Consider the following 26,057-nt stretch of genomic DNA (forward strand, 5'->3'; position numbering starts at 1 on the left):
TTCTATCCCATGTTGAAACTTGAGTTCGATGTCAAACGTGATTTCACACGTGATAAACGTCGAGCACCTGCCGGATATAGTCGTTCTTCAGCACGATCTTTTTGCAGGCAATCAGGAAGTCGTCGCCGGCCCTGCGCAAGGTAACGAACATCGTGCCGAAGAAGCTATCCGTGGTCTTGTAGCGATGGCTGAGCGTGTGGAAGTTGTAGCGCACCTCCACTTCGTCGCCGCGGTCCGCGAGCACTTCCACGTTCGTGACGCTATGGCTCGTGCGCGGCTCCGGCATCGAAGCGCCGCTGCGTTCGGTCTTGATGCGAAACACGCGGTCTTCCAGGCCGCCGCGATCCGGGTAGTACATCAGCGAGATCTGGGATTCGTGGTCGTCGGTGAGCTGGTCATCGTCGTCCCACGCTGGCATCCAGTACGTGACGTCTTCTGCGTAGCAGGCGAGCCATGCATCCCACTGGCGCTCGTCGAGCAGGCGCGCTTCGCGGTACAGCGCGGCGCAGATTTTCTGGTAATCGTGGCTCATGCCTGCGCTCCCGCCTGTTCGTGATTCAGTTCTTGCTCGAGGGCGTCGCGCATGGTGTGCGCCCAGTACTCGTGCTGGACCACGAACAACCCTTCGTCTTCACTGCGTTCGCCGGAAATGACCGGTTTGAGGCCCATTTTCTTCGCGTTGTCGTCCGCACCTTCGACCCACAGCGGCGCGCCGCGGGAGAGATCGTTCCACATTGCCGTGGTGCCGGCGTAACCCGCCTGGCAGGCACGGAACTCTTCCAGATCATCGGCGGTGCCCATGCCCGTGACGTTGAAGAAGTCTTCGTACTGGCGAATACGTGTCGCACGATCTTCAGCGCTCTCGCCCTTCGGCCCGAAGCAGAAGATGTTCACTTCGGTCTTGTCCACGCTGATCGGGCGCACAACGCGAATCTGCGTGCTGAACTGGTCCATCAGAAACACGTTCGGGTAGAGGCACAGGTTTCTCGTCTGATTGACGATGAAATCGGCCTGCACGTCCCCCACGCGCGCCTTGATTTCGCCGCGATGCTTGTAGACCGGCCGCACTTCGGGGTTCATCGTGTTGGTCCACAATAGAATGTGGCCATGGTCGAAGCCGTAGACACCCGCCACGGACTTGCTCCAGCTATTGGCGTCCACCGCCTGGGTGCCGTCTTCCTTGCGCCGTCCCATGGTTGCGGCGTAATTCCAGTGCACCGTGCTGACGTGGTAACCGTCGCAGCCGTTCTCCATTTGCATCTTCCAGTTGCCGTCGTAGACATACGAGGAATTGCCGCGCAGCACTTCGAGGCCGTTTGGCGACTGGTCGACAATCTGGTCGATGATGATCTTCGCTTCGCCGAGGTAGTCTTCCAGTGGCTGCACGTCGGCATTGAGGCTGCCGAACAGAAAGCCCCGGTAGTTCTCGAAGCGCGCGACTTTCTTCAGGTCATGCGAGCCCTGCTGGTTGAATTGCACGGGATATTCGGTGGTCTTTTCATCTTTCACCTTGAGCAGCTTGCCGGTGTTGGAGAACGTCCAGCCGTGGAACGGGCAGGTGAAGCTGCCCTTGTTGCCATGCTTGCGCCGGCACAGCATGGCGCCTTTGTGCGCGCAGGCGTTGATCACGGCGTTCAGCGTGCCGGTCTTGTCGCGCGTGATGACTACCGGCTGACGTCCGAGCCACGTGGTGTAGTAGTCGTTGTTTTCAGGAATCTGGCTTTCGTGCGCGAGGTACACCCAGTTCTTCTCGAAGATGTATTTCATCTCCAGTTCGAACAGGTCGGCATTGGTGAAGATGTCGCGGCGGCAACGGAACACACCGGTTTGCTTGTCGTCCTGCACGGCGGTGGACAGCAGGTGATCCAGGTCACTGGCCTTGTCGATGATGGCTGACATATTAGCTCTCCTATGCATACTCCACACGCGGTACGGAGTTCCTGCATCGGTGTCGAATGATAATCGCGGTGAAACGAGGGGCGGCGGCGTTGCGCCGCCGCCATCCGGGACGGTTACGCCGTGGCTGCGGCGCGCAGACGGTGGACGAGCTGGTTGTCCTTGCCCTGAACCAGCGGCGTGAGCGTGAAATTGAACTCGATGTCCTTGTACGCGTCGGCTTTCAGGCCGAGCGCCGTGCCGCCGGTCTTCTCCACCACCGGCGGAATCAGTTCTTCACGCGTCGCGTAGGCGAAGTCATCCCAGATCAGCGGATCGCCTTCGATGTTGAACTGCGTGGTGAGCTTGCGGCGATTGTCCGCCGTAACGAAGAAGTGCACGTGCGCAGGACGGTTGCCGTGGCGGCCAAGGCCGTCCAGCAGCCGCTGGGTCGAGCCTTGCGGCGGGCAGCCGTAGCCCACCGGCATGAGCGTGCGGAATTCGTACTTGCCGTCCGCGCCGGTCTTGATCGCGCCGCGCAGGTTGAAGTCGTCCTGCGCGCCGGTCGGGTCGAAGTGCGAATAGAAGCCCTTCGAATTGGCGTGCCAGCATTCGACCACGGCGCCCGCGAGCGGTTTGCCGTCCAGGTCGGTGACCGTGCCGTGAATGACGAGCGGCCCCGCATCGGCGTCGGCGTTGATGTCGATTCTCGACACGCTTTCGCGCACCGGCGCGCCTGCAACATACAGCGGCCCTTCGATGGTGCGCGGCGTGCCGCCTTCGAGGCCCACTGCCTTGTCGGCGGCGTCCATGCGGATGTCGAGGTACTTCTCGAGGCCGAGACCGGCGGCGAGCAGCGCCGCTTCGCCGTCCTGGCCGAGCTTGTTCAGATAGTTCACGCCGGCCCATACTTCATCGGGCGTGATGCCGAGATCGTCGATGGCCTTGAACAGGTCGCCCAGCAGTCGATGGACGATCTGCTGGAAACGTGCGTTGCCGTTGCCGCCATCGAGATTCGCAGCGGCCTTCAGCAGGTCCTGCACTTCCTTCGTGTCGAATACTTTTGCGCTCATCTTTGTCTCCTGGTGCTTGCTGGTATTGAGGGGGAATCAGCTCAAGCGTCGTTGTCCCTGACGGAGGACGGGTGGCGACACAATGGCGTCACCGAAATCTTCATGTACGGGAAAAGCGGCAACGCGGTGAGAATGTCGTGCAGCTCCGCATGGCTCTCTACATCGAAGATGCTGTAGTTCGCGTACTCGCCCACCAGTCGCCAGATATGGCGCCACTTGCCGCTGCGCTGCAGCTCCTGCGAATAGGCCTTTTCGCGCGCCTTGATCTCGTTGGCGATATTGGTCGGCATGTCGGCCGGGATGTTCACATCCATGCGTACATGGAAAAGCATCGTCAAATTCCGTTTGTCGGTTATCCAGATTACTGCGCAGATGACTTCGTGACTTTCATGAGGCCATCGCGGGTGAAGCGTTTGATCTTCGCTTCGTCCAGTTCGATGCCCAGACCCGGGCCGCCCGGCACCGTCAACTCGAAGTTGCTGTAGTCCAGCGGCGTCGTCAGAATTTCTTCGGTGATCAGCAAGGGGCCGAACAGTTCCGTGCCCCACTGCAGGTTGGCGAAGCTCGCAAACAGGTGCGCCGACGCCACCGTGCTGAACGCGCCTTCGAGCATCGTGCCGCCGTACAGTTCGATACCCGCGGCGTCGGCAATCGTGGCCACACGCTGCGCCGCGAACAGTCCGCCGCTCTGTTCGATCTTGATGGCGAACACGTCGGCGCCCTCGTTTTTCGCGATCTCGAACGCGCTTTCTGGTCCCTGCAGGATTTCGTCGGCCATCAACGCCACCGGGAAACGGCGCATGAGGCGTGCTAGCGCCGCCGGCGAAGCGACCGGCTGCTCAATCAGTTCGCAGCCGGTTTCCGCCAGCGCGGGAATCGCCCATGCCGCCTGCGTCTCGCTCCAGGCCATGTTGACGTCCACGCGCACGGCGGCACGATCGCCCACGGCCTTCTTGATGTCGGCCACGTGCTTGATGTCGGTCTTGAGGTCCTTTGCGCCGATCTTCAGCTTGAAGATCTTGTGGCGGCGCACTTCGAGCATGGTTTCGGCTTCGGCGATGTCTTTGGAGGTATCGCCCGAAGCGAGCGTCCATGCTACCGGCAGGCGCTCGCGGCGGCGGCCGCCCAGCAGTTCGCTCACCGGCACGCCAAGACGCTTGCCCTGCGCGTCGAGCAGCGCGGTTTCCAGCGCGCACTTGGCGAAGTGATTGACCTTCACGAGCTTGCCCAGATGCGCCATGAGCGCCTGGATTCGCGTGGCGTCCTGGCCGATCATCGCCGGCGCGAAGTAGGCGTCGATCGCCAGCTTCATCGCTTCCGGGCTTTCGGGACCGTAGGCCATGCCGGCAATCGTCGTACCTTCACCGATGCCGGTCACGCCGTCGCTGCAATACACCTTCACCAGCATCAGGGTTTGCCCGTACATCGTCGCGACGGACAGCTTGTGAGGGCGAATCGTCGGCAGATCGACGAGGCGGGTTTCGATACGTTCGATCGTGGCGGAAGTCATGTCGAATGCGTGAAATGAAGAAGGTATGGTGGATTTATACCCGCCGCGCATCCGCGAGATCCAATACTATTTGCGTCCAATTCCATACCTTTATAATATGGAAACCTCTAAATCGCCCATAAACAGGGGAATATTGCGGCGCATCATATGCTCAGAGTATTGATAATTTGATGCCTCATGTGGGAAGAAAACATGGATCTCCGCCAGCTTCGTTACTTCGTTGCCGTTGTCCGCGAGCGCAATTTCACGCGCGCCGCTGAACAGCTTTGCATCGCTCAACCGCCGCTGAGCCGGCAGATTCAATTGCTCGAACAGGAGATCGGCGTGCCCCTTCTGATTCGCAATACGCGACCGGTGCGCACGACCGATGCGGGGCGCCTTGTCTACGAGCAGGCCATGCAGATCCTTGGGCGCGTCGAACAACTGCAGGCGAGCGCCAAACACGTAGGACTGCATCACCGCACCGTGTTGTCGATCGGCTTCGTCGCCTCCGTTCTGTATTCGGGACTGCCGCCGTTGATGCGCAAGCTGCGCCAGAATGCGCCGGAACTCGACATCCAGATGGTCGAGCTGATGTCGGTGCAGCAAATCGAGGCGTTGAAGGAAGGCCGCATCGACATCGGTTTCGGACGCGTGCGTCACAGCGACCCCAACGTGGCCGGTATCGTCCTGCGCGAAGAACCCCTTGCGGTGGTGGTGCCGATCGGCAGCGAGATGGCGCAGGAATCGACGCCCATCCCCATCGAGCAACTGGCCGGGCAGAAACTGATTGTTTATCCCAGGGAGCCGCGCCCCAGTTTCGCCGATCAGGTATTGAACGTGTTGCACGGCGACGGCGTGCAACCGGGTGAAGTGCTGGAAGTGCGGGAAATCCAGACGGCGCTGGGTCTCGTCGCGGCCGAGTTCGGCGTATGCGTGATCCCCGCTTCGGCGCGGCAGTTGCGTCAGGACGTGCACTACCGGCTGATCGACAGCGACCACGCGACTTCGCCGATCATCCTGAATCACCGCGTGAACGACAACTCCGTCTATGTCGATCTCGTGAAGCAACTGGTCAAGGAAATGTACGCCGAGCCCCAAACGTGGCTGCCCGCGAAGAAGCAAAAGGCTTGAAGCGATGTGCCGCTCGCTCAACGCTTCGGTGCGGTCGTGATCGATGCGGGCGTGCGCTCCGATGCGCTGGTCAGCGCCGCGGCGGTTGCGCGGCGTGCAGCCTGCGTGCGCTGAAGCGAAGCATCACTGCGCCGCGAGCCGCTCCGCTGAGAACCGCACGCCGTCGAAAAGCCGCTCGGCCACGCGCCCGGGAAAGCCTGCCGGCAGTGTGGCCGCGACCTCCTCTATCGCACCGGGCGTACGCGCCAGCACGCGCTCGATCAGCGGTCCCGCATCCGGCCCGTAATGGCACAGTCGCGCGGTGGCGTCGAAATGCGTGCGCTTCACGTCGCGCATGCGGTAGTGGCGCGCCTTGCCCCACACCGCCATGGCGAGCGACGCCTTGTGCCACGACCATTGATTGCCGCCGTCGCCCTCCACGGGCCAGATCGACATGACGTCGTAGAGCGGCGCGAGCTGAAAGCGCCCGGCCGGCAACAGGCGGATGCTGAAGTTCTTCGCGTGGCCGTCCGGCGCCGCGAGCATCCAGAAAACGATTTGCGCAACCAGAAACGTTTCGAGGTCCTCGCGCGCCCGCTGCGACTGGCGCAGGAGACCCGCAATCTCGCGCACGCCGGGACCGCCATGCGCTTCGTACTTGCGATGCGGCGGCACGCCGAGCGCCTGGCAGAAGTCCTCCTGCGGCAGGCGCAGCAAGCCACCGGTGCGCGAGCGCGTACGATCGAAGCGCTCCACGCTGAGCACCTTTTGCGCGCCGAACTGGATGACCTGCGCCTGCGAAGCGGGCAAACCGTAGGCCCTCAGCAATGCCAGGCAAAGCCATTCGTTTTCCACTGAGGTATTGAAGTCCACCTTGCGATGGCCGATCAGCCCCAGTGGCAGTTTGAGAATATGGGTGGTGGGCGTGGCGCCGCGCGGCAGCAGCCATCTGCCGCGGTGACGCAAGAGCGCGGTCTTCTCCTGCGCGCCTGCCAGCGAAATGCGCAGATCGTCGGTCTCGAGCGCGCCACCGAGCAGCGCGCCGGCCGTTTCGAGCAGCAGGCGCTCGATGACGGCATCGCTCAACGCGGTGCCTTCGATGCGGTCGACGCGTCCCGGCGTTTCGTCCTCGCCCAGCAGTTGCACCGCGCCCACGCAGTCGCGCCCAATGGCCTTGAGCAGGTCGAAGGCCTCGAGCGTATCGGTGCGAAACCGCGCGGCGATGCGGCGACGGATGGGCTCGCTGTCAGGCAGGAGATTGTCAAAAAAGTGCTGGACGCGCTCGCCGCGCAACGGCACGTCCCCGATGCCGAACGGCAGCGAGAGCGAAAGCGGCCGGCCGACGGCCGAGCGCTTCCACGCGTCGTCATAACGCAACTCGGCGTCGCCGGCGGACGTCATGACCCACGTGCCCACGCGCTCGCCGTTGGCCCAGATCGACAGCGCGCGCGAATGCGATTTGCGGCCCATGCTCACCACTCCGCCGCGCTGGCGGCCGCCTCGCGTGACTGCACGCAGAGTTCCAGCCCGTAGAGCGCGAAAAGCGCGAGCATCTGCTCGAGCGAGAGGCTGGCGGCACCCGTGGTTTCGAGCGCGGAAAGGCGCGGCTGGCCGATGCCGAGATGCGCCGCGGCCTGCGCCTGGGTCATGCCGCGCGCCTTGCGGGCCGATTGCAGAATCTCGCCAAGCCCGCCTGGCGTCTGGACGATGATCTTCATGGCATATTCCTCTGAGACATAAACTGATTATATGCCTGTGGGGAATATTTCGCTAATATCACTCACGCGAATAAATAGAAAATATCTCTTACACGAATAATCGTCCGGCGAGCCTCCTGGATCCGGCTCGACTGCCGCGCACCCCTGCCGGTTAATCTGCAATTGCCTATGATGTATTCGGCTACACACCCGTATTCCCCTTTTTGCGAGGACCCCAGCCATGGACACACAGACCGTCAGGATTCCCGGCCCCGATCACCCGATCACGGTCGAGCCGGCGCACGCGCGCGTGGTGGTGAAAGCAGGCGGCCGCGTGGTCGCCGACACGCTCCGTGCGCTCACGCTGCGCGAGGCGAGCTATCCGGTCGTGTTCTACATACCGCGCGAGGACGCCGACATGTCGCTGCTCTCCCGCACGGAACACAAAAGCTGGTGCCCGTACAAAGGCGAGGCTTCGTACTACTCGATCACGCCAGGCGGCGCGCGAGCCGTGAACGCGATATGGAGCTATGAAACGCCGCATGAAGCGGTATCGGTAATCAGGAACCATCTGGCGTTCTACCCGGATCGCGTCGATTCGATCGAAACGTCCGACTAAACGCGTCGCGCCGCCCATCGATGCGCAACGTAACGCCACACGACGTTAACCGCTCAAGTTTTGCGCCGGGCCGGCCGTTATGCACGTTGGCTCATGGGAGAACGGATCGGCCACCCACGATGCCGCGGCGACGCGACATCGGCTTCGTCGACGCCCACTCGGGCCCCAAGATGTGCCAGGATTCGGTTATTCGTGCGGCCAGGCCCGCCGCACCCCGTTCCCTTACATCCAACCGACATGCAACAAGGCACCCCGGCCACTGCGGCCAGTTTCGCCAACATGGGCGTCGATCTGCTCGACTTCTTCGACGTGACGCCCACTTCGCTGTGGCTCGAAGACTATAGCCAGTTGCGCGCGCTCTTCGACAGCTGGCGTGCACAAGGCGTGACCAGCCTGCGCCAGTTCCTCGAAGACGATCCGCGCCGCGTGGCCGAATGCTCGGCCTGCATCCGCGTGCTCAAGGTTAACCGCCATACGCTCGATCTTTACGGTGCGCGCGACTATGAAGAACTCGCCGCACATCTTCCGCAGGTGCTGCGCGACGACATGTTCCAGGCGCACGTGGGCGAGCTCGAACAGATGTGGGCCGGCCACACGACGTTCGAGAGCAAGAGCGTGAACTACACGCTGCGCGGCCGGCGCATGGACATCCTGTTGCGCGGCGTGATCCTGCCGGGCCACGAAGCCGACTGGAGCCGCGTGCTCGTGGCGATCGAAGACGTCTCGGCGCTCGAAGAAGCGCGCCACCGGGCGGCCGTGAGCGAGCAATACGCGCTCGGCGTATTCGAACACTCGCCGGTTTCGCTGTGGGTCGAAAACTTCTCAGCCATTCGCGAGCTGCTCAACGAGGTACGCGAGCAGGGCATCGTCGACTTTCGCACTTTCACCGACGTACACCCCGAGTTTGTCGAGCGCTGCATGAGCGAGATCCAGGTGCTCGACGTGAACCACTACACACTGGGCATGTTTCGCGCACCGGACAAGGCTACGCTGCTCGCGCGCCTGCCGGAGGTATTCCGCGACGAAATGCGTCCGCACTTTCGCGAGCAGTTGCTCGATCTCTGGGAAGGCCGCCTCTTTCAGCAGCGCGAGGTGGTGAACTACGCGCTCGACGGCAGCGAGGTCAACGTCCACCTGCAGTTTTCCGTGTTCCCGGGCCACGAAGCGCAGTGGGACCTCGTGCTGCTCGCGCTCACCGACATCACGGCGCGCAAGAAAGCCGAGGCCTACCTCGAATTCCTCGGCAAGCACGACGTGCTCACGAAGCTCAAGAACCGCTCGTTCTATGTGGACGAACTCAATCGTCTGCACCGCAAGGGGCCGTTCCCGGTGAGCGCGATCGTCGTCGATATGGACAACCTGAAGATGGTGAACGACCAGCTCGGCCACGCCGCCGGCGACGCGTTGCTGCGCCGCGCCGGTGAAGTGCTCGCCAAAGCGATCCAGAAGCCCTGGCAGGCCGCGCGCATCGGCGGCGACGAATTTGCCGTGCTGATGTCCGGCGCCGACGTGCGCGATGCGCAAACCATGGTGGACAGCATCACCAAACTGGTGGAGCTGAACAACCAGTTCTACGGCGGACCGAAGCTGAGTTTTTCAATGGGCTTTGCGGGCTGCGAGGAAGGCGAAAGCGTGGAAGCGATGCTGCGTGAAGCGGACGCCGCGATGTACGAGGTCAAGCGCCGCCGCAACGAAACGAGCCGCACGTCGCTGGAAGCCGACGCCGCGCGCGATGCCTGAAGCGCGATGCGCGAGCAACGCTTCGGATACCGTAAGAAAAACAGGGAAGAAAAAGCGGCCGGCATGTAATCATGCCGGCTTGCCGAGGGCCTCGCGCCCTCGTTTCATACACTCAGGCCAGCGGCGCGACGCCACCTGCCCGAGTGCGGGCCGCCGCACTGGCGTGATGCTGCGCGCGCGCCAGCGAGCCAGCCGCGCGCATCCGCCATGGCGGCGGCCCTGGCATCACGACGCGTTGACGGCGTCCTTGAATGCCTTGCCAGCGGTGAACTTCACCGTCTTGGCGGCGGCAATCTGGATCTCCGCGCCCGTGGCAGGGTTGCGGCCCACACGGGCGGCACGCTGGCCAGTCGAGAACGAGCCGAAGCCGACGAGTTGCACGGAGTCACCCGAGGTGACAGCACGCGTGACGACGTCGAGGATCGCGTCGATGGCTGCGCCCGTGGCTGCCTTGGTCTCGCCCGTGCTGGCGGCGACTGCGTCAATGAGTTCCTGTTTGTTCATCTGCTACCTGTGTTGAGTTGAGAAAACCTGCATACCCTACCTCACGCGGGCAAAACAGGCAAATCGCGTTGCATGTGGAAACGCGCGGATCGCCCGCCCGGCACGTGTTTTGCGCTGCGCGTGCATGACGGCGAAAGCCGAATCAATAGCACAACACGGAGTCAGTGTGTAGACAAAAACACGTTAAAAATTGGCAAAAATGCACAAAAACGACATTATGGCGAGTTTAATCGAGTTTATACAGGAACAATTCGTGCAGATACCCCCTGAGGCATAACGAAAACCGGCAATATTTCCGGTTATGACCAAGTCAGAAAAAAATGCCTCGCCGGGAGCAGCCGCATGCCTGCCGCCGCCCTTGGCGACGCCGCCCGCATGCCTTCCGGCGAGCCGGCCGGCAGGTCGAGCGGGCCGTTTGGGTCGCGACGCCGGTTCGCGGCCGTCTTCCCGAGTCAGGGATGGCGGCCGGCCAGATCGCCTGCGTGCCTTTCAATTGCGCAACGTAAGGCAGCGTCAACGCCTTTGGCCTTTGGTACCGTCTGCGCAAAAGGAAACCGCATAGCCGGGCAACAGATTGATCAGTGATGCTGATTACCTTCCGACCCGCGGCGTTCGATCGCGACGGCCGGGCTCACGTGAAAACCCATAGCACGCGCGCGGGCGCATCGGTGAGATTGGCGTAGCGAAAGCGGCATAGCGCCGGCAACTGGAAGCTGTCGTTGGCCCGCAGCGTCACGGGCTCGGCGCTGCCCTCCACCCAGATCGTCAACTCGCCTTCGAGCACGAAGCAGCCCTGCTCGTCGCTGTCGTCCACAGGGCGCTCGCCGCTCGTCGCGCCGGGGTCGAGCCGGCTATCCAGCATCGAGAAACCCGACGACATGCTGGGCGAAACGAGCACGTCCGTAATGCCGCCGCCATAGTAGAGCGTGCGCCGCTCGCCTGGCCGCGTGACCCACGGCAGCTCGCGCGGCATGCTCACGCTATAGAAGTATGTGGTGGGCGTCTGCAGCGCCTCGCCGATGGCCGTGAGATCCGCCACCGTGGGCCGCGAAAGCCCGCGCTCGACCTGCGAAAGAAAGCCCACCGAACGGCCGATCCTTTGCGCGAGTTCGGCGAGCGTCACCTTCTTGTGCTTGCGCAGATCGCGAATGAGGATCGCGAGCCCTTCTATTTCGTCCTGCTGGTTCATGCGGTTCTCTCTGTCACACGACGTCGCGCAGGCGATACCACAGCTTGCCGAGCGCCTCGAGCGGCGCGGCGAAGCGCTCGCCGCCCGGAAAGCGCGGATTATGAATGCGCTCATAGAGCGAGAGCAAGTGCGGCTCGCCGAGGATGGCGTCGGTAACGGCACGCGCCGCCGCGAGCGTCGGCAGGATGCCGTGCCCGGAAAAACCCTGCAGCCAGTAGCGATCGCGTTCGTGACCGACGTCGGGTGTGCGGCGGATGCTGATGTCGATATGACCGCCCCACGCGTAATCGAATTCGATGTCGCGCAACTGCGGAAACGCACGCTCGAGACTCGGGCGGATTGCGGCGCCGATGTCCTTTGGGATGCCGCCGAGATACGTGCACGCGCCGCCAAAAAGCAGTCGATTGTCCGGGCTCAGGCGAAAGTAGTCCGGCACGAACTGATTGTCGATCACGCAACTGTTATGCGGCAAAAGCAGGCGGGCAAGCGCAGGGTCGAGCCGGCGCGTGGCGATCTGCCAGGTGCCCACGGGCAGCACACGGCTGGCCAGTTCGCTGTCGAGCCGATCGATGTAGGCATTGCAGGCGAGTACCAGCGTACCGTGCCTTCCCGCGTGCTCGCCACGTAGCCGCCCGGCGTTTCGCGATACGCGAGCACGCGGCTTTGCTCGAAGATGGCGCCGCCCGCGCGCTCGATGGCGTCGGCGAGGCCGAGCGCAAGCTTGAGCGGGTCGAGATGGCCCCCCTCGGGATCGTAGAGCGCCGCGCGATAGCGGTGGCTGCCGATCCACTCCGCCATCTCAGGCCCGGCAATCAGGCGCAGGCGTTCGTAGCCCCACTTCTGCGCGGCCTCGTCGCGCGCGGCTTCGAGCATGGCGACGCGCGAGCGCCGCACCGCCGCCCACAGGCTGCCAGGCCGGTAGTCGACGTCGAAGCCGTGCCGCGCGGGCAACTCGCGCACTTCGGCGGCGGCCCAGCGCATGCTGTCCCACAGCGCCCTCGCGCCCTCCAGACCCAGCGCCTGTTCGAATGGGAGCATGTCGCACGACCAGCCGGGCAGCGCCTGACCGCCATTGCGACCCGAGGCCGCCCACGCCACGCGGCTCGCCTCGACGACCGCGACGCGCCGGCCGGCCAGCGCAAGCCGCAGCGCCGTGTGCAGGCCGCTGAAGCCCGCGCCCACGACCAGCACGTCGGCGTCGCAATCGCCCGCCAGCGCCGGACGCTCGGGCAGCGCCCGGCTCTGGGCATAGCGACATGCGTAATAGCTTTCGATATGACGAGTCGATTCGGTGAACATGAATGAAACGTCCGTGAAATTTTTCATGTTAAATTTCATGAAAAATTAGCACGGCAATTTCATGTGCGCAAATCGGCATGTTCCCGGCGGCTCTGCCAGGCGCAATACAGTCCCCACCCGAGTCCGGCGCACCCTGCAACGAGTGAGCCCATCAGTACGCCGAGCTTCGCCGCATCCAGTGTGCGCTGCTCCGGGAACGCGAGCGACGCAATGAAGATGGACATCGTGAAGCCGATGCCTGCCAGCAACGCAACAAGGCTGACACCACGCCAGGACATCCCGGTAGGCAAACGGCAAAGCCTCAGCTTGACCAGACTCCAGCTGGTCAGAAAAACGCCAAGCGGCTTGCCGATCACGAGTGCCAGTGCGACTCCGAATATGACGCCAGACGTGTCGCGGCCAGTAAAATCCGATCCGTCGAGCGATACTCCCGCATTGGCAAGCGCAAAAAGCGGCATGATGCCGTACGCAACCCACGGATGAAGCGCCCACTGCACTCTCACGACTGGCGGGAGAAGATCTCGTTGTGCAACACGCAGGGTTTGCAGCGGCCCCTCCAGCCGGTCGAACGCCTGGGTATTCGTGACATCCGCTTCTTTTACGTGATATGCCACCTCTGAAAGCTCGACCAGTACGCGTTCATGTCCGCGAGATGCCACGACCGGTGTCATCAGCCCGAGCACGACACCCGCAAGCGTCGGGTGTACCCCGCTGATGAACAACCCTGTCCAGATGACGGCGCCCGGAAGGATATAGGCCGTCGCTCTGCCGATATCAAGCCGCCGCATGACGGCAACGGCAACAATGCCCGCTCCTGCAAGCGCGAATCCGCTGTAGTCGAGTTGTGCGGAATAGAACACAGCGATGATCAATACCGCAATGATGTCGTCGACAATCGCAAGCGTCAGCAGGAAAACGCGAACGTTGCCCGGTATCGATCGCCCGAGCAGCGCAAGCACACCGACCGCGAATGCGATGTCGGTCGCAGTCGGCACAGCCCATCCGTGAGCCATACCCGAACTGCGGTTTACAGCAAGATAGACGAATGCAGGCACTGTCACGCCGCCCACCGCCGCGGCCAGGGGCAATGCGGCCTGCCTGAAATCGCTCAACGAACCGGCGTGGATTTCCCTGCGGATTTCCATACCCACAACCAGAAAAAAGATGGTCATCAACGCATCGTTGATCCAGAAATGCACCGGTTGAGAGAAAAGGAATCCGGCCGCGCCGATTGTTAGCGGCGACTCGAAGAATTCACGATAGCTATGCGCCAGCGGCGAATTTGCCCAGATGAGCGCCATTGCCGCAGCGACGAGCAGGATGATGCCACTCGCCGCTTCGACGTGAAGAAAGTGTTCGAGCGCAGTAAAGGCTCTCTTTGCGATATGCCGTGGCCGGGCGAGCGGGCGTGAGAAGTCGTTGAGTCGCATGGGCGTGTCAGATCCTGCGTGGCGGCCCGACCAGCGCGATAAACCTGTCCCGCTGCGTCATGCAGCTAACACCCTTGCGATATTTTACACAATGCTTCCCGTACGCTTGTTCTCGCGCTTGCCCTCGCTGCGTGGCGCGAGGGCAAGCGCGAGAACTGCAGCAAGAACTTCCCGGGATCGATCGGGCCATTCATTCCGTCGGCGCGCGCTCTCGATCGGAGCATCGACGGTGAAACATGGGACAGAGCGCAGGCACGTTGCCCAACGCGATCATTTTGTCGAACTGACGATTAATGTGGCACGCATTGCATCGCGAAAGTGTCCCGGTTCGTTACAGAATGCGATATATCGGCCAGGCTCGAGTACAAGGCGTGTCGTGACGGTCTCGCGAGGGTTGAGGTCCTCCACGCCCTGCAGTTTGCTCAGGCGATCCTCGTTGACCTGTTGTGTCTTCTGATCGTACGGTAGTGCGTTGCCGTCTTTGGACCACGGCAAGATCAGGAATTCGTGCTTCAAGGTACGCGAGTCATTCGTGATCGTAAATTCAACCGGCCCTGCCGGCACGGTCGACGGCACGAGGGTCAACGACATCCCGGCCCCGGCCTTCCCGCCGTCTGAAAGGTGAACCGTTACCGCGGTCGGTTCGACTGGCAGCGCAGAGGGCGCAACAGCGAAAAGACCTGCAGTTACCAATGCCTGAAACACGTTCCTTTTGAGCATGGAAAGCCTCCTGTCCGATAGCGATTTCCCATCGATCCACGTGACTGTGCATTGGAGCGCCGCCGATCATTCCGGTCAGCGGTTTTCGGTTGTGCCATACACTGCGTGATCGACCCTCAGGTCCCCCTACCCAATGTGCGACGTTTGAGCAGCTGGCTCCACGAGGTATTCGAAAGTCAATGTACCGCTGTCTGGCTTAAGGCTGGCTTATGGTTGTGGCATCGATCACCTCGTACCGGCGGCGGGTTCTCGCCCGCCGTTAACCGTGCCTTAAGTCTGCAGTTTCAAACTGCAATTGCTGGAAGACCGAAATGCCAGCACACCCCGAAGGGCCAACCACGGAGGGACTTCTCATGAATACCATCATCAAGGCGCTTGCCCTGTCGCTTGCAATCGCCGCCCCAGCGATTTCGTTTGCAGAGTCAACCAGTGATCCGGTAACCCGCGCGCAGGTTGAGGGACAACTGGTTCAGCTCGACCAGGCCGGCTACAAGCCAAGCAACACGAAATATCCTGCGGATATCCAGGCTGCCGAGGCCCGCGTGGCTGCGCGGGGCGCGATGGCGTCGAAGGCTGACAGCAGTTATGGCGGCACCGCAACGAGCACGTCGCAATCCGGTGACCACGTCTCGCATCACGCGTGGAATGCGGAGTACGGCCATCACTGAGGACAACCAGAACAGTGCAGCAGGATGTGGACCGGTCTCGTAGAAACGACGCGCCGATGGGCAACGTCCTGCAGCAAGGGTTGCCGGGCAACGAGTTCGGCGCGGACCTGGCATGACGGTCAGCCGGCTTCCCTCGCCCCGCACACAGCGGGTTCGAGGCCCTCGTCCAGCACGAGGATCCTGTCGAACTGACCCGTGAGGCCCGCTAGCTTGTGTGTAATGAGAACGACGCTGCGCCCCGCCATCAGTTTGACGACAGCGCTCATCAAGGCCTGCTCGGTTACGGTATCCAGCCCCTCTGTCGGCTCGTCCAGCACGAGGATCGGGGCGTCACGCAGCAGCGCTCGGGCGATGGCGAGCCGCCGTGCCTGGCCACCCGACAGCCGCGTGCCGGCTTCCCCGACCTGCGTGTCATAGCCCTGTGGCAGCGTGCCGATGAACTCGTGCAGTTGCGCGTCACGGCATGCCGCTTCCAGGCTCGCCTGATCGGCATCCGGGCGTGCGATCAGCAGATTCGCCCGGATCGTGTCATTGAAGAGATACGTGTCCTGAGAAACGACGGCAATACGGTCGCGCACCGCTTCGGCAGCGCAATCGCGCAAATCAAGCCCGCCCAGTTCGATGCATCCGGTCGAATAGTCCCGGAAACGAAGCAGCAATTGCACGAGGGTGCTCTTGCCTGCGCCGCTCGCGCCAACGATTGCAACACGGTGGCCAGCCGGAAGTTCGAATGAGAGATTACGCAGAACCCACGGAAGTTCATCGCCGTACCGGAAGCTCAAGTCGCGCACCACTAAATCGTTGCCCGTTGCTAGCGCGACGGGCTCCGCACGATCCTGCACCGCCGGCGTCGCGTCCGCGAGTTCGAAGATCCGGCGGGCGGCGGCGAGGCTTTCGCCTAAAAGCTGGAGCGCCGGGGAAATCGGCATGACCGCTTCGAAACTGGCGAGCACGAGAAACGCGAGCATGGCGACGTCCGCGGGCGCCAGAGAAGAGGACAGCATCCGCGGTATGGCCAGCAGCAGCGCGCACCACGTCGCTGCCGAAACGCAGACGGCGAGCATCCCCTCCGAGAACCCTTTGGCACGGCTGAGCTTCGCCTGGTGCCCGACTAACCGCGCGGAAAGCCGATCAACCTTTTGGGCGTACGCGGACGCTGCGCCATAGACCTGTAGCTCGCCGAGTCCCTGCAGGCTGTCGACGATAACCTCCTGCAATTCGGCGCGCAAAACGACGCTGGCACGGGCTGGTTCGCGTGTCGTGGCGAAGCCGATGGCCGGCAATGCAATTCCCGCCAGCAGCAAAAACAGCAAGGTGACTGCCGCAACCGGCACACTGAATGCGGAGAGGACCGCGACGATCGCTAGCGTCCCGACGCCCCCCGTCACCAGGGGGACAATGGCACGAAGATAGAGGTTGCTGAGACTGTCGATATCGGACTGAATGCGCGTCGCCAGGTCAGCGCCGCGCAGGCGCTCGAGACCCGCCGGTGCAAGCGGCTCGATGCGGCCGTAGAGCCACACGCGCAAGCGCGCGAGCAGCCGTAGCGTGGCTTCGTGCGTCACGACACGCTCGAGGTAACGCCCCCCTGTCCGGATGATCGCGCAGGCGCGGATTAGCGCAGCCGGAGTGAAGTAATCGAATGCAAGATGGGTCACGCCGGCCAGCGCCATCGATGCAATGAACCAGCCAGCAACCGCCATCAGTGCGACGTTGGCGAGTACTGTCCCGAGCGACAACGCGGCGCCGGCTGCCATCCACCACCAGTAAGGGCGAAGCAGTGCGATGAGGCGCAGGAGATCGGCACGCATGGCAGCGCGATCGTGCGGCGCAGGCGCGGCGGTACGGGCAGACGATTTCATGCATGGACCTCCGCGCGCGACTCCTGGCCAGCAGCTTCGGCCTCGATAAGCCGCCGGTAGACACCGTCCTCAACCGCAAGCTGTGCATGCGTTCCCGATTGCACGGCCTTGCCGTTATCCATGACAACGATCGTGTCGGCAAGCGCCGCTGTTGCAAGCCGGTGCGCGACCAGCACGACTGTCCGGCCGCGGGCGAGGCGCCGCAGCGCATTGTGAAGGCTCGCCTGGGTGCGAACGTCCAGGCTTGCTGTGGGTTCATCGAGCAGGAGCACGGGTGCATCCTTCAGAAATGCGCGGGCCAGGGCGAGTCGCTGAATCTGTCCGCCTGACAGCCCCACCCCGCGCTCACCGAGGCGCGTGTCGTAACCGTGCGGCAGCGACTGAATGAACTCGTCGGCGCCCGCGTCTAACGCGGCCGCACGCAGGGCGTCGAAGTCCGCGTCTGGCCGGGCAATCAGGAGATTGTCCCGTACCGTGCCCGCAAACACATGCGCTCGTTGCGGCACCCACGCGACGCGCGCGCGCCAGTCGTCGAGATCTGTCTCGTCCAGCAACTGCCCGTTAACAGAAATGGTTCCGGCGGCAGCGGTCGCGAAGCCCAGCAGCAGGCTCAGCACCGTGCTCTTGCCCGCGCCGCTGGGGCCGACCAGTGCCGTGATGCGCCCCGCTTCGGCGACGAACTGCAGGCCATCGAGTGCGACGCGCCCAGGCGACCAGGAGTGGGAAACATTATCGAAGCGGATCAGGTAGCCGTTCGCGGCAGGCAGCGGCAGCCGCGCACCAGCGTTTGCCGGTTCGGGCAGCTCGAGTATTTCCATGATGCGCTCCGCGGCCGCGATCGCGTCGAGCCGCTCGTGATACCGGCTGCCCAGCGTGCGCAGCGGCAAGTAGAACTCGGGCGCCAGCAGCAAGACAAATAAACCGCGCAAAAGCGGAATTTTCCCGTAAAGAAGATGAAAGCCGATCAGCACCGCGACGACCGCGATGCCCAGCGTCGCGAGGAACTCCAGCACGACCGAAGAAAGAAAGGCGACCCTGAGCACCTTCATGGTGCTCGCGCGATAAGTCTCGGACAGCCGCGCGATGACGGCAGCCTCACGCCGGCCTGCATTGAACAGCTTCAGCGTCGTGATGCCTTGAAGCGAATCGAGGAATCGTGCTCCCAGTCGCGCGAGCAGTTTCCACTGGCGCTGGTTCGCTTCGGCGGCGGCCTTGCCGAGCAGGATCATGAACAGCGGGATCAGCGGCGCCGTGACCAGCAGGACGAGCCCGGAGGTCCAGTCCACCGGAAACACGACCATCAGGATGGCGAACGGTAACAGGACCGTCAGCGCGCGTGCGGGCAACCATCTCGCATAGTAGCCCTCGAGCGCTTCCACACCCTGGACGAGATGGGTCGCGAGGGCCCCGCTCGCCTCGCCGCGCAGCCACGTCGGCCCGAGTGCCTGCAACTTGCGCAGCAGCTCGCCGCGCAGCGCCTGCCGCATGCAGGCAGCACCGGCAAATGCCGTGCGCTCTGCCAGCCGGACCAGGACGAAGCGCAGGCCCATCACCGGCAGCATGAGCGCAAGGACCGGCCATATCCGGTCGAGCCCCGCCCGGTCCATCACCACGGCGCTCAGGACAGCGGCGAGCAACGCTGCCTGCACCATCACCAGCAGACCCGATCCCATGCCGAGTGCCACAGTTCGGCCCACGCCCGCGCGAATGGCGCCCGCGCGCCGGGCCAGCCAGCGATCGACGATTTTTCCTGGTGATACGTCTGGGTAAGACATCGATGATTACCTGGTAGATACAGCGGCGCCTATAATCTTTCCGGAGATAGCGCGAATGCGGCGGCGCGCCACCATCGCCCTTATCGATACACGACAACGCGGAGACACGATGAAAACCGTTCTACAGTTCATATTGTTCCTTGCGATCGCGATTGCCGCCATAGCGGTAGGTGTCATCGTCGGCAACTACGGTCTCTGGTATTTTTCGTGGCTGATCGGCACGGCGTTGATCGTGCTGTTTGCGACAGCCGGAGGGGTACTTTTCGACACGCAACAGGAACAGCATGAAATAACCTGATGCCGGCACGGACTCGCCGCGTGAGGCGTGATCACTCGATTAAACCGGGGGGCACACGCATGCGGCCACGCCGTAGCGAAGCGGCGTACGTTGCGAATGCGTCCCGCGCGTCGACTTCCCCTCGCAACAGGTCTGCCAGTGTCTGAGACAGGCCCACGGTGCCGGCCGCTCTCGGCGTCAAACGCAGAATTGCTACGCCCAATGCCCGTAACGTGTCCAGATCTGACGCCCAGTCCGGCACGAGGTGCGCCGACGACGCGTCGCGATCGCAACCCGGCATCGCGTGCCGTGCCCACCCTTCGTAGCTGCAGCTTTCGACGCGACAGTTCCAGCGCGAAAACGGTCGCGGCGAGAGCACCGGCAATTCGATTTCGCAGTCGGCGTTCCCGTCGCCTGCATGCGCAAGATTCTGGATGACCTCGCCCTTGCATACCGCCGGCAACACCCAGCGCCGCGCCCCCAGATCAAGCAGCCGTTTCAGGTCGGCTCCGCCCGTACAAGGCACGCCCGCGCCGATCACCAGCGGCACCTTTCCGGCAAGCAGTCGCAACGTCCACGCGTCGCCAACTTCGACCGGCAGGTCTGTGTCCTCGATCCACGTGTGAACGCAGTCGGCATCCCGGTTGGCCGAACCGGCGTGCACGGAGAGCACGACCTCCTTGCCGCCCAACGCAAGCTCGTGCGCAAGGGCAAGACAGTCTCTCTCCTGCAAGCCGGCGAGCGTGCCGTGAATCGCGACGCCGATGTAGACCACATCGACCGACGAAAGCGCGACGGTATCGTAGAACGCCATCGTTGCCGAGCGGCTCCAGCGCCCCACAAGCGCACCCAGGGAAATCTTCATGGAAGGATCCTCGCGCGAAGGCAGGGAGCCATTGAGCGGCCGTCGCACTCCCGCCTGATCCGCTACACTGCGCCGCTCAGGCTCGTTCCTTTTCCTGCGTGTCGAACAGCACGCCGCCGGCCACGGCAAACAGCACGATCGTTGCCGTTCCGATCATCCAGGAAAAGTACCAGGCACCGTAGTCGCCGACCACTACGCCGAGTACGATCGCGATCACCGCAGCGGCCATGAAGAGCAAAAAGTGTCGCAGGATTTTCATGACTCACTCCTTCAATATGCGTGTGGATTCGATTCGACGTGCTCGGCCTTGACCTTTCCGCGCATGACATAGAACGCCCAACTCGTGTAAGCGATGATCGCCGGCATGAACACTGCCGTCCAGCCGCTCATCCACATGAGCGTGTTGCGGCTCGAAACTGCATTCCAGACGGTCAGGCTCTGCGACGGGTCACTGGACGACGGCATGAGGAACGGGAAGAGGCTCACGCCAGCGGTACCGATCACCCCGATCCAGGCCAGCGCGCCAAGCCACCAGGCGAGCGACGCCCGGCCCGCACGAATGGCAAGCAAACCGAGGGCCATGCCGGCGTAGCCAAGGGCCGGCACGATCCACAGCGCGGGGTGCAGGTGGAAGTTGTCGAACCAGGCGCCCTCGGCTCGCGTCACACTCTGCTGCAGCGGGGTCTGCGCAACACCCGGCAGGGGAGCATGTTCGATACGGTAGCCGCCCAGATGGCTCGCCCAGATTCCACCGATTGTGAAGAGAACGATTGCAATGACGCCGCCCACCGTCGCCGCGCGCCTTGCCCTGTCCCAAAGTGCGCCGCGCTCGGTACGCCCCATGAGCATCGCGCCACCCATCCAGATCGACAGTGAGAGTGACAGGACCCCGCACATCACGGCGAAAGGATTGAGCAGACTCAGGAAGCTGCCGGTATAGAACGATGTCAAATCCCAGCCGAAGTGAAACGGCACGCCCAGCAGCATGTTGCCCATGCCGGCGCCGTACACGATCATGGGTACGGCGCCGCTCACCACCAGTGCCCAGTCCCACGCGTTGCGCCATGCGGGCGTTGGAAGCTTGCTGCGGTATTCGAACCCGAGGGGCCGCACGATCATCGTCCATAGCAACAACAGCATGACGATGTAGAGTCCCGAAAACGCAGTGGCGTAGATCAGCGGAAAGGCGGCGAAGATCGCACCGCCCCCGAGAATGAACCAGACCTGGTTGCCGTCCCAGTGCGGCGCTATCGTATTGAGCGCGATACGCCGTTCAGTGTCGGTCCGGCCCACGTAGCGCAGCAGCGCGCCAACGCCCATGTCCATGCCCACCATGATCGCCAGTCCCATCAGCAGCACGCCGAGGAGCAGCCACCAGAGCACCTTGAAAAATAGATAGAGTTCCATTAGTGCTCCTTGACAGTTGTGGCGGGCAGCGCGGCTGGTTCGAGGAAGGCTGCCTCGCCGTCCCCATGATGGCTTTCGGGTCCCTTGCGTATCGCCCGGGTCATCAAAAAGATCTCGACGGCCGCGAAAACCGTATAGATCAGGACGAATCCTGCCAGCGAGAAGATCATGTAGCCCACGCTGTGCGTCGACGCGGACATCCAGGTCGGGAGGACGCCGAACACCGTCCACGGCTGGCGGCCCACCTCGGCGGTAATCCAGCCCATCTCGCAGGCGATGAACGGGACGGGAATCATCCACGGGGCGAGCCTGAGGAACCAGCGGTGGCGCGTGATGTCGCCGCGCAGCGAGAAGATCACCGATATCACGAAGTACGCAAGCATGAGCAAGCCGCAGGCGACCATCGCGCGGAATACCCAGAAAATCGTGAAGACGTTCGGGATGGCGTCCCGCGACGCACGCGCGATGTCCTCATCCGTCGCGTTCGCGACATCCTGCCCGCTCGCATAGCGTTTCACGAGAAAGCCGTAGCCAAGGTCGTCCTTGTGGGCGTTGAACTGGGCAAGCGCCGCAGCGTTGCCTGGGTCCGAACTCAGCACCTTGAGCGCCTCGACTGCGGGAATGCCGTTGCGGATGCGCCGCGCGGCATCGGCCTCGATGCGGTCGATGCCGGGGACGATCGTGTCGAACGTGTGCGTGAGGAGCGGTGTCAGGACATAGGGGATCCGGATGCTCCAGGCATTACGCTGCTCGCCCTGCACAGGCCAGGTGGCCACATTGAACGGCGCCGGCGCCTTTTCCGTCTGCCACATCGCTTCCATGGCCGCCAGCTTCGAGGGCTGCGCGTGGCCGCCAACGAAACCCAGCGCGTCGCCAAGCGTGATCACGCCCGCCACCGAGAGCACGCCGAACAGGCTCGCCATGCGGAACGAACGCTTCGCGATCTCCATATGCCGGCCGCGGAGCATGTAGTACGCGCTAATGCCAGTCACGAAGATGGCGGCCGTGACGTAGCCTGCAATACTCGTGTGGACGAACTTCGTCTGGGCGTCCTCGCTGAAAATCAGCGCCCCGAGGCTCGTTAGCTCCATGCGCATGGTCACCGGATTGAACGCCGCCCCCTGGGGGTTCTGCATAAAGCCGTTCGCGACGAGAATCCAGAGCGCCGAGAAGTTCGAACCGAGTGCCACGAGATAGGTGACGATCAGGTGCTGCGCCTTCGTCAAGCGCCCCCAGCCGAACGCCATCAGGCCAATAAACGTGGACTCCATGAAGAAGGCCATCAGCCCTTCGATGGCGAGTGGCGCACCGAAGATATCGCCCACGAAGCCCGAGTAAAACGACCAGTTCGTGCCGAACTCGAACTCCATGGTCAGGCCGGTCGCCACCCCGAGGGCGAAATTGATCAGAAACAGACCGCTCCAGAATTGGGTAATCTCCCGGTAGATCTTCTTGCCGGTAATGACGTAGACGGTCTCCATCACCGCAAGAAGAAAGGTGAGTCCCAACGTGAGTGGGACAAAGAGAAAGTGATAGAGCGCAGTGGCGGCGAACTGCAACCGCGACAGCTCAACCACGGTATCGTTGATCATGTAATGCTCCGCTAAAAGCTGAACGAGCCGAATCCCCGGTCCCCGAACCGCCCGTCGACAGGCAACGAAAGCTCGGGGCGATGGCACTTCGATACAGGAGATCGAAACCCCCTGAAGGGCGAAGCTTATAAAATGCTGCAAGCCTTAACACTTGCTAATTCTATGTAATCGAGTAATTTTTTTCAGTACGTAATAGGCGTGGCGCAATGTCGCATGACGGTATCGAATGAATTCCAGGCCCAACAAGGACTGTTACACATCACGTACTTTCATGAATATGCAATAATTGAATTTGAAAGTGTCCATTGCAAGCTTGTGATAAATCAGGTGCCACCATGAGCGACCCTGTAGCAGCAGCACCCCGCGCGCTACGGATCGGAGATCCAGCCCCCGAGTTCCGTGCCAGAACCACCTGCGGCGAACGCTCGCTTGCGGAATACCGCGGCAGCTGGCTCCTTCTGTTTGCCCATCCCGCCGATTTCACGCCGGTATGCACGAGCGAGTTCGTCCGCCTTGCTCAGGCGCAGGGCAGCTTCGACTCAATCGGTTGCCGGCTCCTGGGCCTGTCCATCGACAGCCTGTACTCACACCTCGCATGGCTGCGCGATATTCATACGCATTTTGGCGTCAAGGTGACGTTTCCCATCATCGAGGATCCGTCCATGGCGATCGCCACGGCCTACGGTATGCTCGACCCACTGGCGCCCGACGCGGCCGCCATCCGGGCCAGTTACGTGATCGATCCGCAGGGGGTGATCCGGGCCATTACCTGGTACCCGCTGAACGTCGGGCGCTCGGTGGACGAACAGCTGCGCCTCGTGCGCGCCCTGCAGACCGCGGACAGCTGTGGCGCTTCCACGCCGGAAGGCTGGCAGGAGGGCATGCCGCTGCTGGAACTGGCACCGACCTCGCTCTATGACGTCATGCAAGGCGAGCAGGACGGCGCGACCTGGTACTTTCGGGAGCGGAAATTGTGATGAGTGTCTCATCCGGCGAGTTCGAAGCACTCAAGGAGCGGGCGGCCGAAGCAGCGGAAATCATGCGCGTGCTCGGCAACGCGAACCGGCTTCAATTGCTCTGCCAGATCGCTCAGGGCGAGCGATCGGTGGGCGAACTGGAGGAACAGCTGGACATCCGGCAACCTGCGCTTTCGCAGCAGCTGGCCGAGCTCCGCAAGTCAGGACTTGTCCAGACACGCAGGGAGTCAAGGTCCATTCTGTATTCGCTGGGGGACGGACGTGCTCGTCTTCTCCTGGAGATGCTGCTCGTCGCGTTCGGCATAAAGACGGCGGCGACCGATGCCGGGCGAGAAGCGGATCCACGGCGCCCCGCAGCTCGCCAGGTTGGCGACGCCGCGCGATTTGCCCGATTGGGCAAATGAGCCGCCCCTGTACCGTGACCGTACTGGGCGCGCATTCCACGCGCCTGATTGGGACTCGAGCGTATTTCGCAGACGTCCCGGTTCTCTCGAACACGAGGCATGGCGGTCACAGGAAACAGGGCATCCGATAGCCAACGCCCCTGACCGTCATGATCGACTGGGCACCGAGCTTGTCGCGCAAATCATTGACGACCAGATCGACGGCACGCACCGCAACGGGCCGTCTGCGTCCATAAAGGTGAAAGGCGAGCTCCGAGCGCGTGAAGACCCTCGTTGGTTCATTGGCAAGTGCGATCAGCAGCCGGTACTCGCTATGCCGCAGTGTCACCGGCATACCGTCGCGCGTCACCCGATGCCCGGCAATGTCGATGCCGAGTTTCCCCATCGACATCGCCCCACGCTCGTGCAGTGAGCGACACATCAACTCGCGCACCCTCGAGCCAAGGTCCTGCGCCTCAAAGGGCTGCATCAGATAGTGGTCGGCCCCCTCCTCAATCACGATTTCGGGGCGATCAAACTGATCCTGAGGCAATACCGCGATGACGACCGCCGTGCCTCCATGGCGGCGGTAGCCTCGCAGCAAGCGCAACGGATTCAGGTTGATGCTTCCGAAATCGATGAGCACGAGTTCGTGAACGAGATGCAACAAGCCGAGCTCCGCTTCATATGCGCTGCTCGCCCAGTCGAGGTCATGTCCCGAGCGTTGCATCAGTTCAATGATGGGCAGCGCACTCGATTCGTCGTCTCCAACCAATAGCCACTTCACACTACTCTCCCGTCTCCTGCCGACATTGTCGGGCGTGCAGCCTTATCCCAACCTTAAGGTTCGGGCCGGTGCAGGAACGCTTTATTTGATTCTGGCTTGGCGCAGGGGCGCTCTCTTCCTGTCCACGCGATCGGGGGTGATGGGCGCGCGCGTTTGCGCGATTCCCGGCTTTATAAGCAAACCTGATCATGATCGATGACCGCCGAATGTTCGCGTTAACTCGTACATAAGTTTCCCTCTCCAGAATCAGGGTGCAGGTCTATCCATCCCTCTACCGTCCGGAGGCTTGTATGAAGACGACGATCATCGGGATCGCCAGCATCGGGATGCTGGTCGCGCCGCTCCTTTCCCTTGCGCAAACGAGCCCCCATCCGACCCGCGCAGAAGTGCGTGCCGAGCTGGTGCAACTCGAAAAAGCCGGCTACCACCCCGCGAGGCGCGACGAGACAACCTATCCAGGTGACATTCAGGCAGCCGAAGCACGCGTTGCGGCCGAAAAAGCCGCAGGCGGCCTGTCGACGTCCGGAATGGGCGGCAGCACTGGCGGCGCTTCACAGTCAGGCGACGGCCGCACCTCGCGCCACAGCACATTGCCGCTGTACGAACACCATTAATCGCATCGCACGCTGAGCAGCGCCAACATGCAGGCTACAAGCCGGGCAGAACACAGTATCCTGCCGATATCCAGGCGCCGGAGGCTCGCGTTACCGCGCGCA

Annotated in this window: 26 protein-coding genes and 1 pseudogene; 8 read left to right on the forward strand and 19 right to left on the reverse strand. The window is 62.6% G+C overall.

Annotated elements, in window-relative coordinates:
• Positions 1-43: 43 nt before the first annotated feature.
• From benB to BHE01S_RS19540, 5 genes are all read right to left on the reverse strand, one after another.
• On the reverse strand, positions 44-532 hold the full coding sequence (gene benB, locus BHE01S_RS19520; protein WP_042266835.1) for a benzoate 1,2-dioxygenase small subunit: 489 nt from the start codon (positions 530-532) through the stop codon (positions 44-46).
• Positions 529-1,899 (reverse strand): Rieske 2Fe-2S domain-containing protein, encoded by a 1,371-nt coding sequence (locus tag BHE01S_RS19525; RefSeq protein WP_042266836.1) that lies wholly within the window; start codon positions 1,897-1,899, stop codon positions 529-531. The genes benB and BHE01S_RS19525 overlap by 4 nt, the downstream gene beginning before the upstream one ends.
• 113 nt (positions 1,900-2,012) lie before the next feature.
• Positions 2,013-2,948, reverse strand: a complete 936-nt coding sequence (gene catA / locus BHE01S_RS19530; RefSeq protein ID WP_042266838.1) for a catechol 1,2-dioxygenase — start codon at positions 2,946-2,948, stop codon at positions 2,013-2,015.
• 41 nt (positions 2,949-2,989) lie between these two features.
• Positions 2,990-3,280: a muconolactone Delta-isomerase gene (catC, locus tag BHE01S_RS19535; RefSeq protein ID WP_042266840.1), complete on the reverse strand. Its 291-nt coding sequence runs from the start codon at positions 3,278-3,280 to the stop codon at positions 2,990-2,992.
• Between the two features lie 29 nt (positions 3,281-3,309).
• Positions 3,310-4,458 carry a muconate/chloromuconate family cycloisomerase gene (locus BHE01S_RS19540; protein ID WP_042266841.1) on the reverse strand — a complete coding sequence of 383 codons (1,149 nt, stop codon included), beginning with the start codon at positions 4,456-4,458 and terminating at the stop codon, positions 3,310-3,312.
• Positions 4,459-4,650: 192 nt separating this feature from the next.
• Between BHE01S_RS19540 and BHE01S_RS19545 the strand changes: the two genes are divergently transcribed.
• The gene (locus tag BHE01S_RS19545; protein WP_042267001.1) at positions 4,651-5,571 is read left to right on the forward strand and encodes a LysR family transcriptional regulator; all 921 of its coding nucleotides are present in this window, start codon (positions 4,651-4,653) and stop codon (positions 5,569-5,571) included.
• Positions 5,572-5,694: 123 nt separating this feature from the next.
• On the opposite strand, the gene BHE01S_RS19550 is transcribed toward BHE01S_RS19545, so the two are convergent.
• A complete protein-coding gene (locus tag BHE01S_RS19550) occupies positions 5,695-7,020 on the reverse strand; it encodes a type II toxin-antitoxin system HipA family toxin (RefSeq protein ID WP_042266842.1) in 1,326 nt (441 codons plus the stop codon).
• 2 nt (positions 7,021-7,022) lie between these two features.
• Positions 7,023-7,268 (reverse strand): helix-turn-helix domain-containing protein, encoded by a 246-nt coding sequence (locus BHE01S_RS19555; RefSeq protein WP_042266844.1) that lies wholly within the window; start codon positions 7,266-7,268, stop codon positions 7,023-7,025.
• A 220-nt stretch (positions 7,269-7,488) separates the two neighbouring features.
• Here BHE01S_RS19555 and BHE01S_RS19560 point away from each other — a divergent pair, with 220 nt between their 5' ends.
• Together BHE01S_RS19560 and BHE01S_RS19565 are read left to right on the forward strand one after the other, a co-directional pair.
• Entirely contained in the window at positions 7,489-7,866 is a 378-nt protein-coding gene (locus tag BHE01S_RS19560) for a DUF427 domain-containing protein (RefSeq protein ID WP_042266845.1), read from the forward strand.
• A gap of 237 nt (positions 7,867-8,103) precedes the next feature.
• The gene (locus tag BHE01S_RS19565) at positions 8,104-9,606 is read left to right on the forward strand and encodes a sensor domain-containing diguanylate cyclase (RefSeq protein ID WP_042266846.1); all 1,503 of its coding nucleotides are present in this window, start codon (positions 8,104-8,106) and stop codon (positions 9,604-9,606) included.
• A 225-nt stretch (positions 9,607-9,831) separates the two neighbouring features.
• Here the strand turns inward: BHE01S_RS19565 and BHE01S_RS19570 are convergent, their stop codons facing one another.
• The 5 genes and pseudogenes from BHE01S_RS19570 to BHE01S_RS19590 form a co-directional block, all read right to left on the reverse strand.
• Positions 9,832-10,110, reverse strand: a complete 279-nt coding sequence (locus BHE01S_RS19570; protein ID WP_028207645.1) for an HU family DNA-binding protein — start codon at positions 10,108-10,110, stop codon at positions 9,832-9,834.
• Between the two features lie 631 nt (positions 10,111-10,741).
• Positions 10,742-11,299: a helix-turn-helix domain-containing protein gene (locus tag BHE01S_RS19575; RefSeq protein WP_042266851.1), complete on the reverse strand. Its 558-nt coding sequence runs from the start codon at positions 11,297-11,299 to the stop codon at positions 10,742-10,744.
• Positions 11,300-11,312: 13 nt separating this feature from the next.
• Positions 11,313-12,598: pseudogene (locus BHE01S_RS39880) on the reverse strand (NAD(P)/FAD-dependent oxidoreductase).
• Between the two features lie 59 nt (positions 12,599-12,657).
• Positions 12,658-14,028, reverse strand: coding sequence for a Na+/H+ antiporter NhaA (gene nhaA / locus BHE01S_RS19585; RefSeq protein ID WP_042266852.1), 1,371 nt, complete (start codon positions 14,026-14,028; stop codon positions 12,658-12,660).
• Between the two features lie 270 nt (positions 14,029-14,298).
• The gene (locus BHE01S_RS19590; protein ID WP_042266854.1) at positions 14,299-14,748 is read right to left on the reverse strand and encodes a hypothetical protein; all 450 of its coding nucleotides are present in this window, start codon (positions 14,746-14,748) and stop codon (positions 14,299-14,301) included.
• Between the two features lie 353 nt (positions 14,749-15,101).
• Between BHE01S_RS19590 and BHE01S_RS19595 the strand changes: the two genes are divergently transcribed.
• Positions 15,102-15,416, forward strand: coding sequence for a DUF4148 domain-containing protein (locus BHE01S_RS19595; protein ID WP_042267003.1), 315 nt, complete (start codon positions 15,102-15,104; stop codon positions 15,414-15,416).
• Between the two features lie 119 nt (positions 15,417-15,535).
• Here BHE01S_RS19595 and cydC read toward each other — a convergent pair whose 3' ends face one another.
• Both cydC and cydD read right to left on the reverse strand, forming a co-directional pair.
• Positions 15,536-17,278, reverse strand: a complete 1,743-nt coding sequence (gene cydC / locus BHE01S_RS19600; RefSeq protein WP_084069015.1) for a thiol reductant ABC exporter subunit CydC — start codon at positions 17,276-17,278, stop codon at positions 15,536-15,538.
• The gene (gene cydD / locus BHE01S_RS19605; RefSeq protein WP_042266857.1) at positions 17,275-19,053 is read right to left on the reverse strand and encodes a thiol reductant ABC exporter subunit CydD; all 1,779 of its coding nucleotides are present in this window, start codon (positions 19,051-19,053) and stop codon (positions 17,275-17,277) included. The genes cydC and cydD overlap by 4 nt, the downstream gene beginning before the upstream one ends.
• A gap of 109 nt (positions 19,054-19,162) precedes the next feature.
• Here cydD and BHE01S_RS19610 point away from each other — a divergent pair, with 109 nt between their 5' ends.
• On the forward strand, positions 19,163-19,351 hold the full coding sequence (locus BHE01S_RS19610) for a hypothetical protein (protein WP_042266858.1): 189 nt from the start codon (positions 19,163-19,165) through the stop codon (positions 19,349-19,351).
• 31 nt (positions 19,352-19,382) lie between these two features.
• Here BHE01S_RS19610 and BHE01S_RS19615 read toward each other — a convergent pair whose 3' ends face one another.
• From BHE01S_RS19615 to BHE01S_RS19630, 4 genes are all read right to left on the reverse strand, one after another.
• Positions 19,383-20,195 (reverse strand): hypothetical protein, encoded by an 813-nt coding sequence (locus tag BHE01S_RS19615; protein WP_042266861.1) that lies wholly within the window; start codon positions 20,193-20,195, stop codon positions 19,383-19,385.
• 76 nt (positions 20,196-20,271) lie between these two features.
• Complete coding sequence (locus BHE01S_RS19620; protein WP_042266863.1) at positions 20,272-20,454, reverse strand: hypothetical protein; 183 nt, start codon at positions 20,452-20,454, stop codon at positions 20,272-20,274.
• Between the two features lie 11 nt (positions 20,455-20,465).
• Positions 20,466-21,602, reverse strand: a complete 1,137-nt coding sequence (gene cydB / locus BHE01S_RS19625) for a cytochrome d ubiquinol oxidase subunit II (RefSeq protein ID WP_042266864.1) — start codon at positions 21,600-21,602, stop codon at positions 20,466-20,468.
• On the reverse strand, positions 21,602-23,194 hold the full coding sequence (locus BHE01S_RS19630) for a cytochrome ubiquinol oxidase subunit I (protein WP_042266865.1): 1,593 nt from the start codon (positions 23,192-23,194) through the stop codon (positions 21,602-21,604). Before BHE01S_RS19630 ends, cydB begins: the two co-directional genes overlap by 1 nt.
• A 335-nt stretch (positions 23,195-23,529) precedes the next feature.
• Here BHE01S_RS19630 and BHE01S_RS19635 point away from each other — a divergent pair, with 335 nt between their 5' ends.
• The gene (locus BHE01S_RS19635) at positions 23,530-24,171 is read left to right on the forward strand and encodes a peroxiredoxin (RefSeq protein ID WP_042266867.1); all 642 of its coding nucleotides are present in this window, start codon (positions 23,530-23,532) and stop codon (positions 24,169-24,171) included.
• Positions 24,171-24,575, forward strand: coding sequence for an ArsR/SmtB family transcription factor (locus BHE01S_RS19640; RefSeq protein ID WP_042266870.1), 405 nt, complete (start codon positions 24,171-24,173; stop codon positions 24,573-24,575). Before BHE01S_RS19635 ends, BHE01S_RS19640 begins: the two co-directional genes overlap by 1 nt.
• Before the next feature lie 106 nt (positions 24,576-24,681).
• Here BHE01S_RS19640 and BHE01S_RS19645 read toward each other — a convergent pair whose 3' ends face one another.
• A complete protein-coding gene (locus tag BHE01S_RS19645; RefSeq protein ID WP_042266871.1) occupies positions 24,682-25,341 on the reverse strand; it encodes a winged helix-turn-helix domain-containing protein in 660 nt (219 codons plus the stop codon).
• Between the two features lie 290 nt (positions 25,342-25,631).
• Between BHE01S_RS19645 and BHE01S_RS19650 the strand changes: the two genes are divergently transcribed.
• Complete coding sequence (locus tag BHE01S_RS19650; RefSeq protein ID WP_042266872.1) at positions 25,632-25,955, forward strand: DUF4148 domain-containing protein; 324 nt, start codon at positions 25,632-25,634, stop codon at positions 25,953-25,955.
• Positions 25,956-26,057: the final 102 nt, after the last annotated feature.

The sequence above is a fragment of the Paraburkholderia heleia NBRC 101817 genome (assembly GCF_000739775.1).
Classification (GTDB): domain Bacteria; phylum Pseudomonadota; class Gammaproteobacteria; order Burkholderiales; family Burkholderiaceae; genus Paraburkholderia; species Paraburkholderia heleia.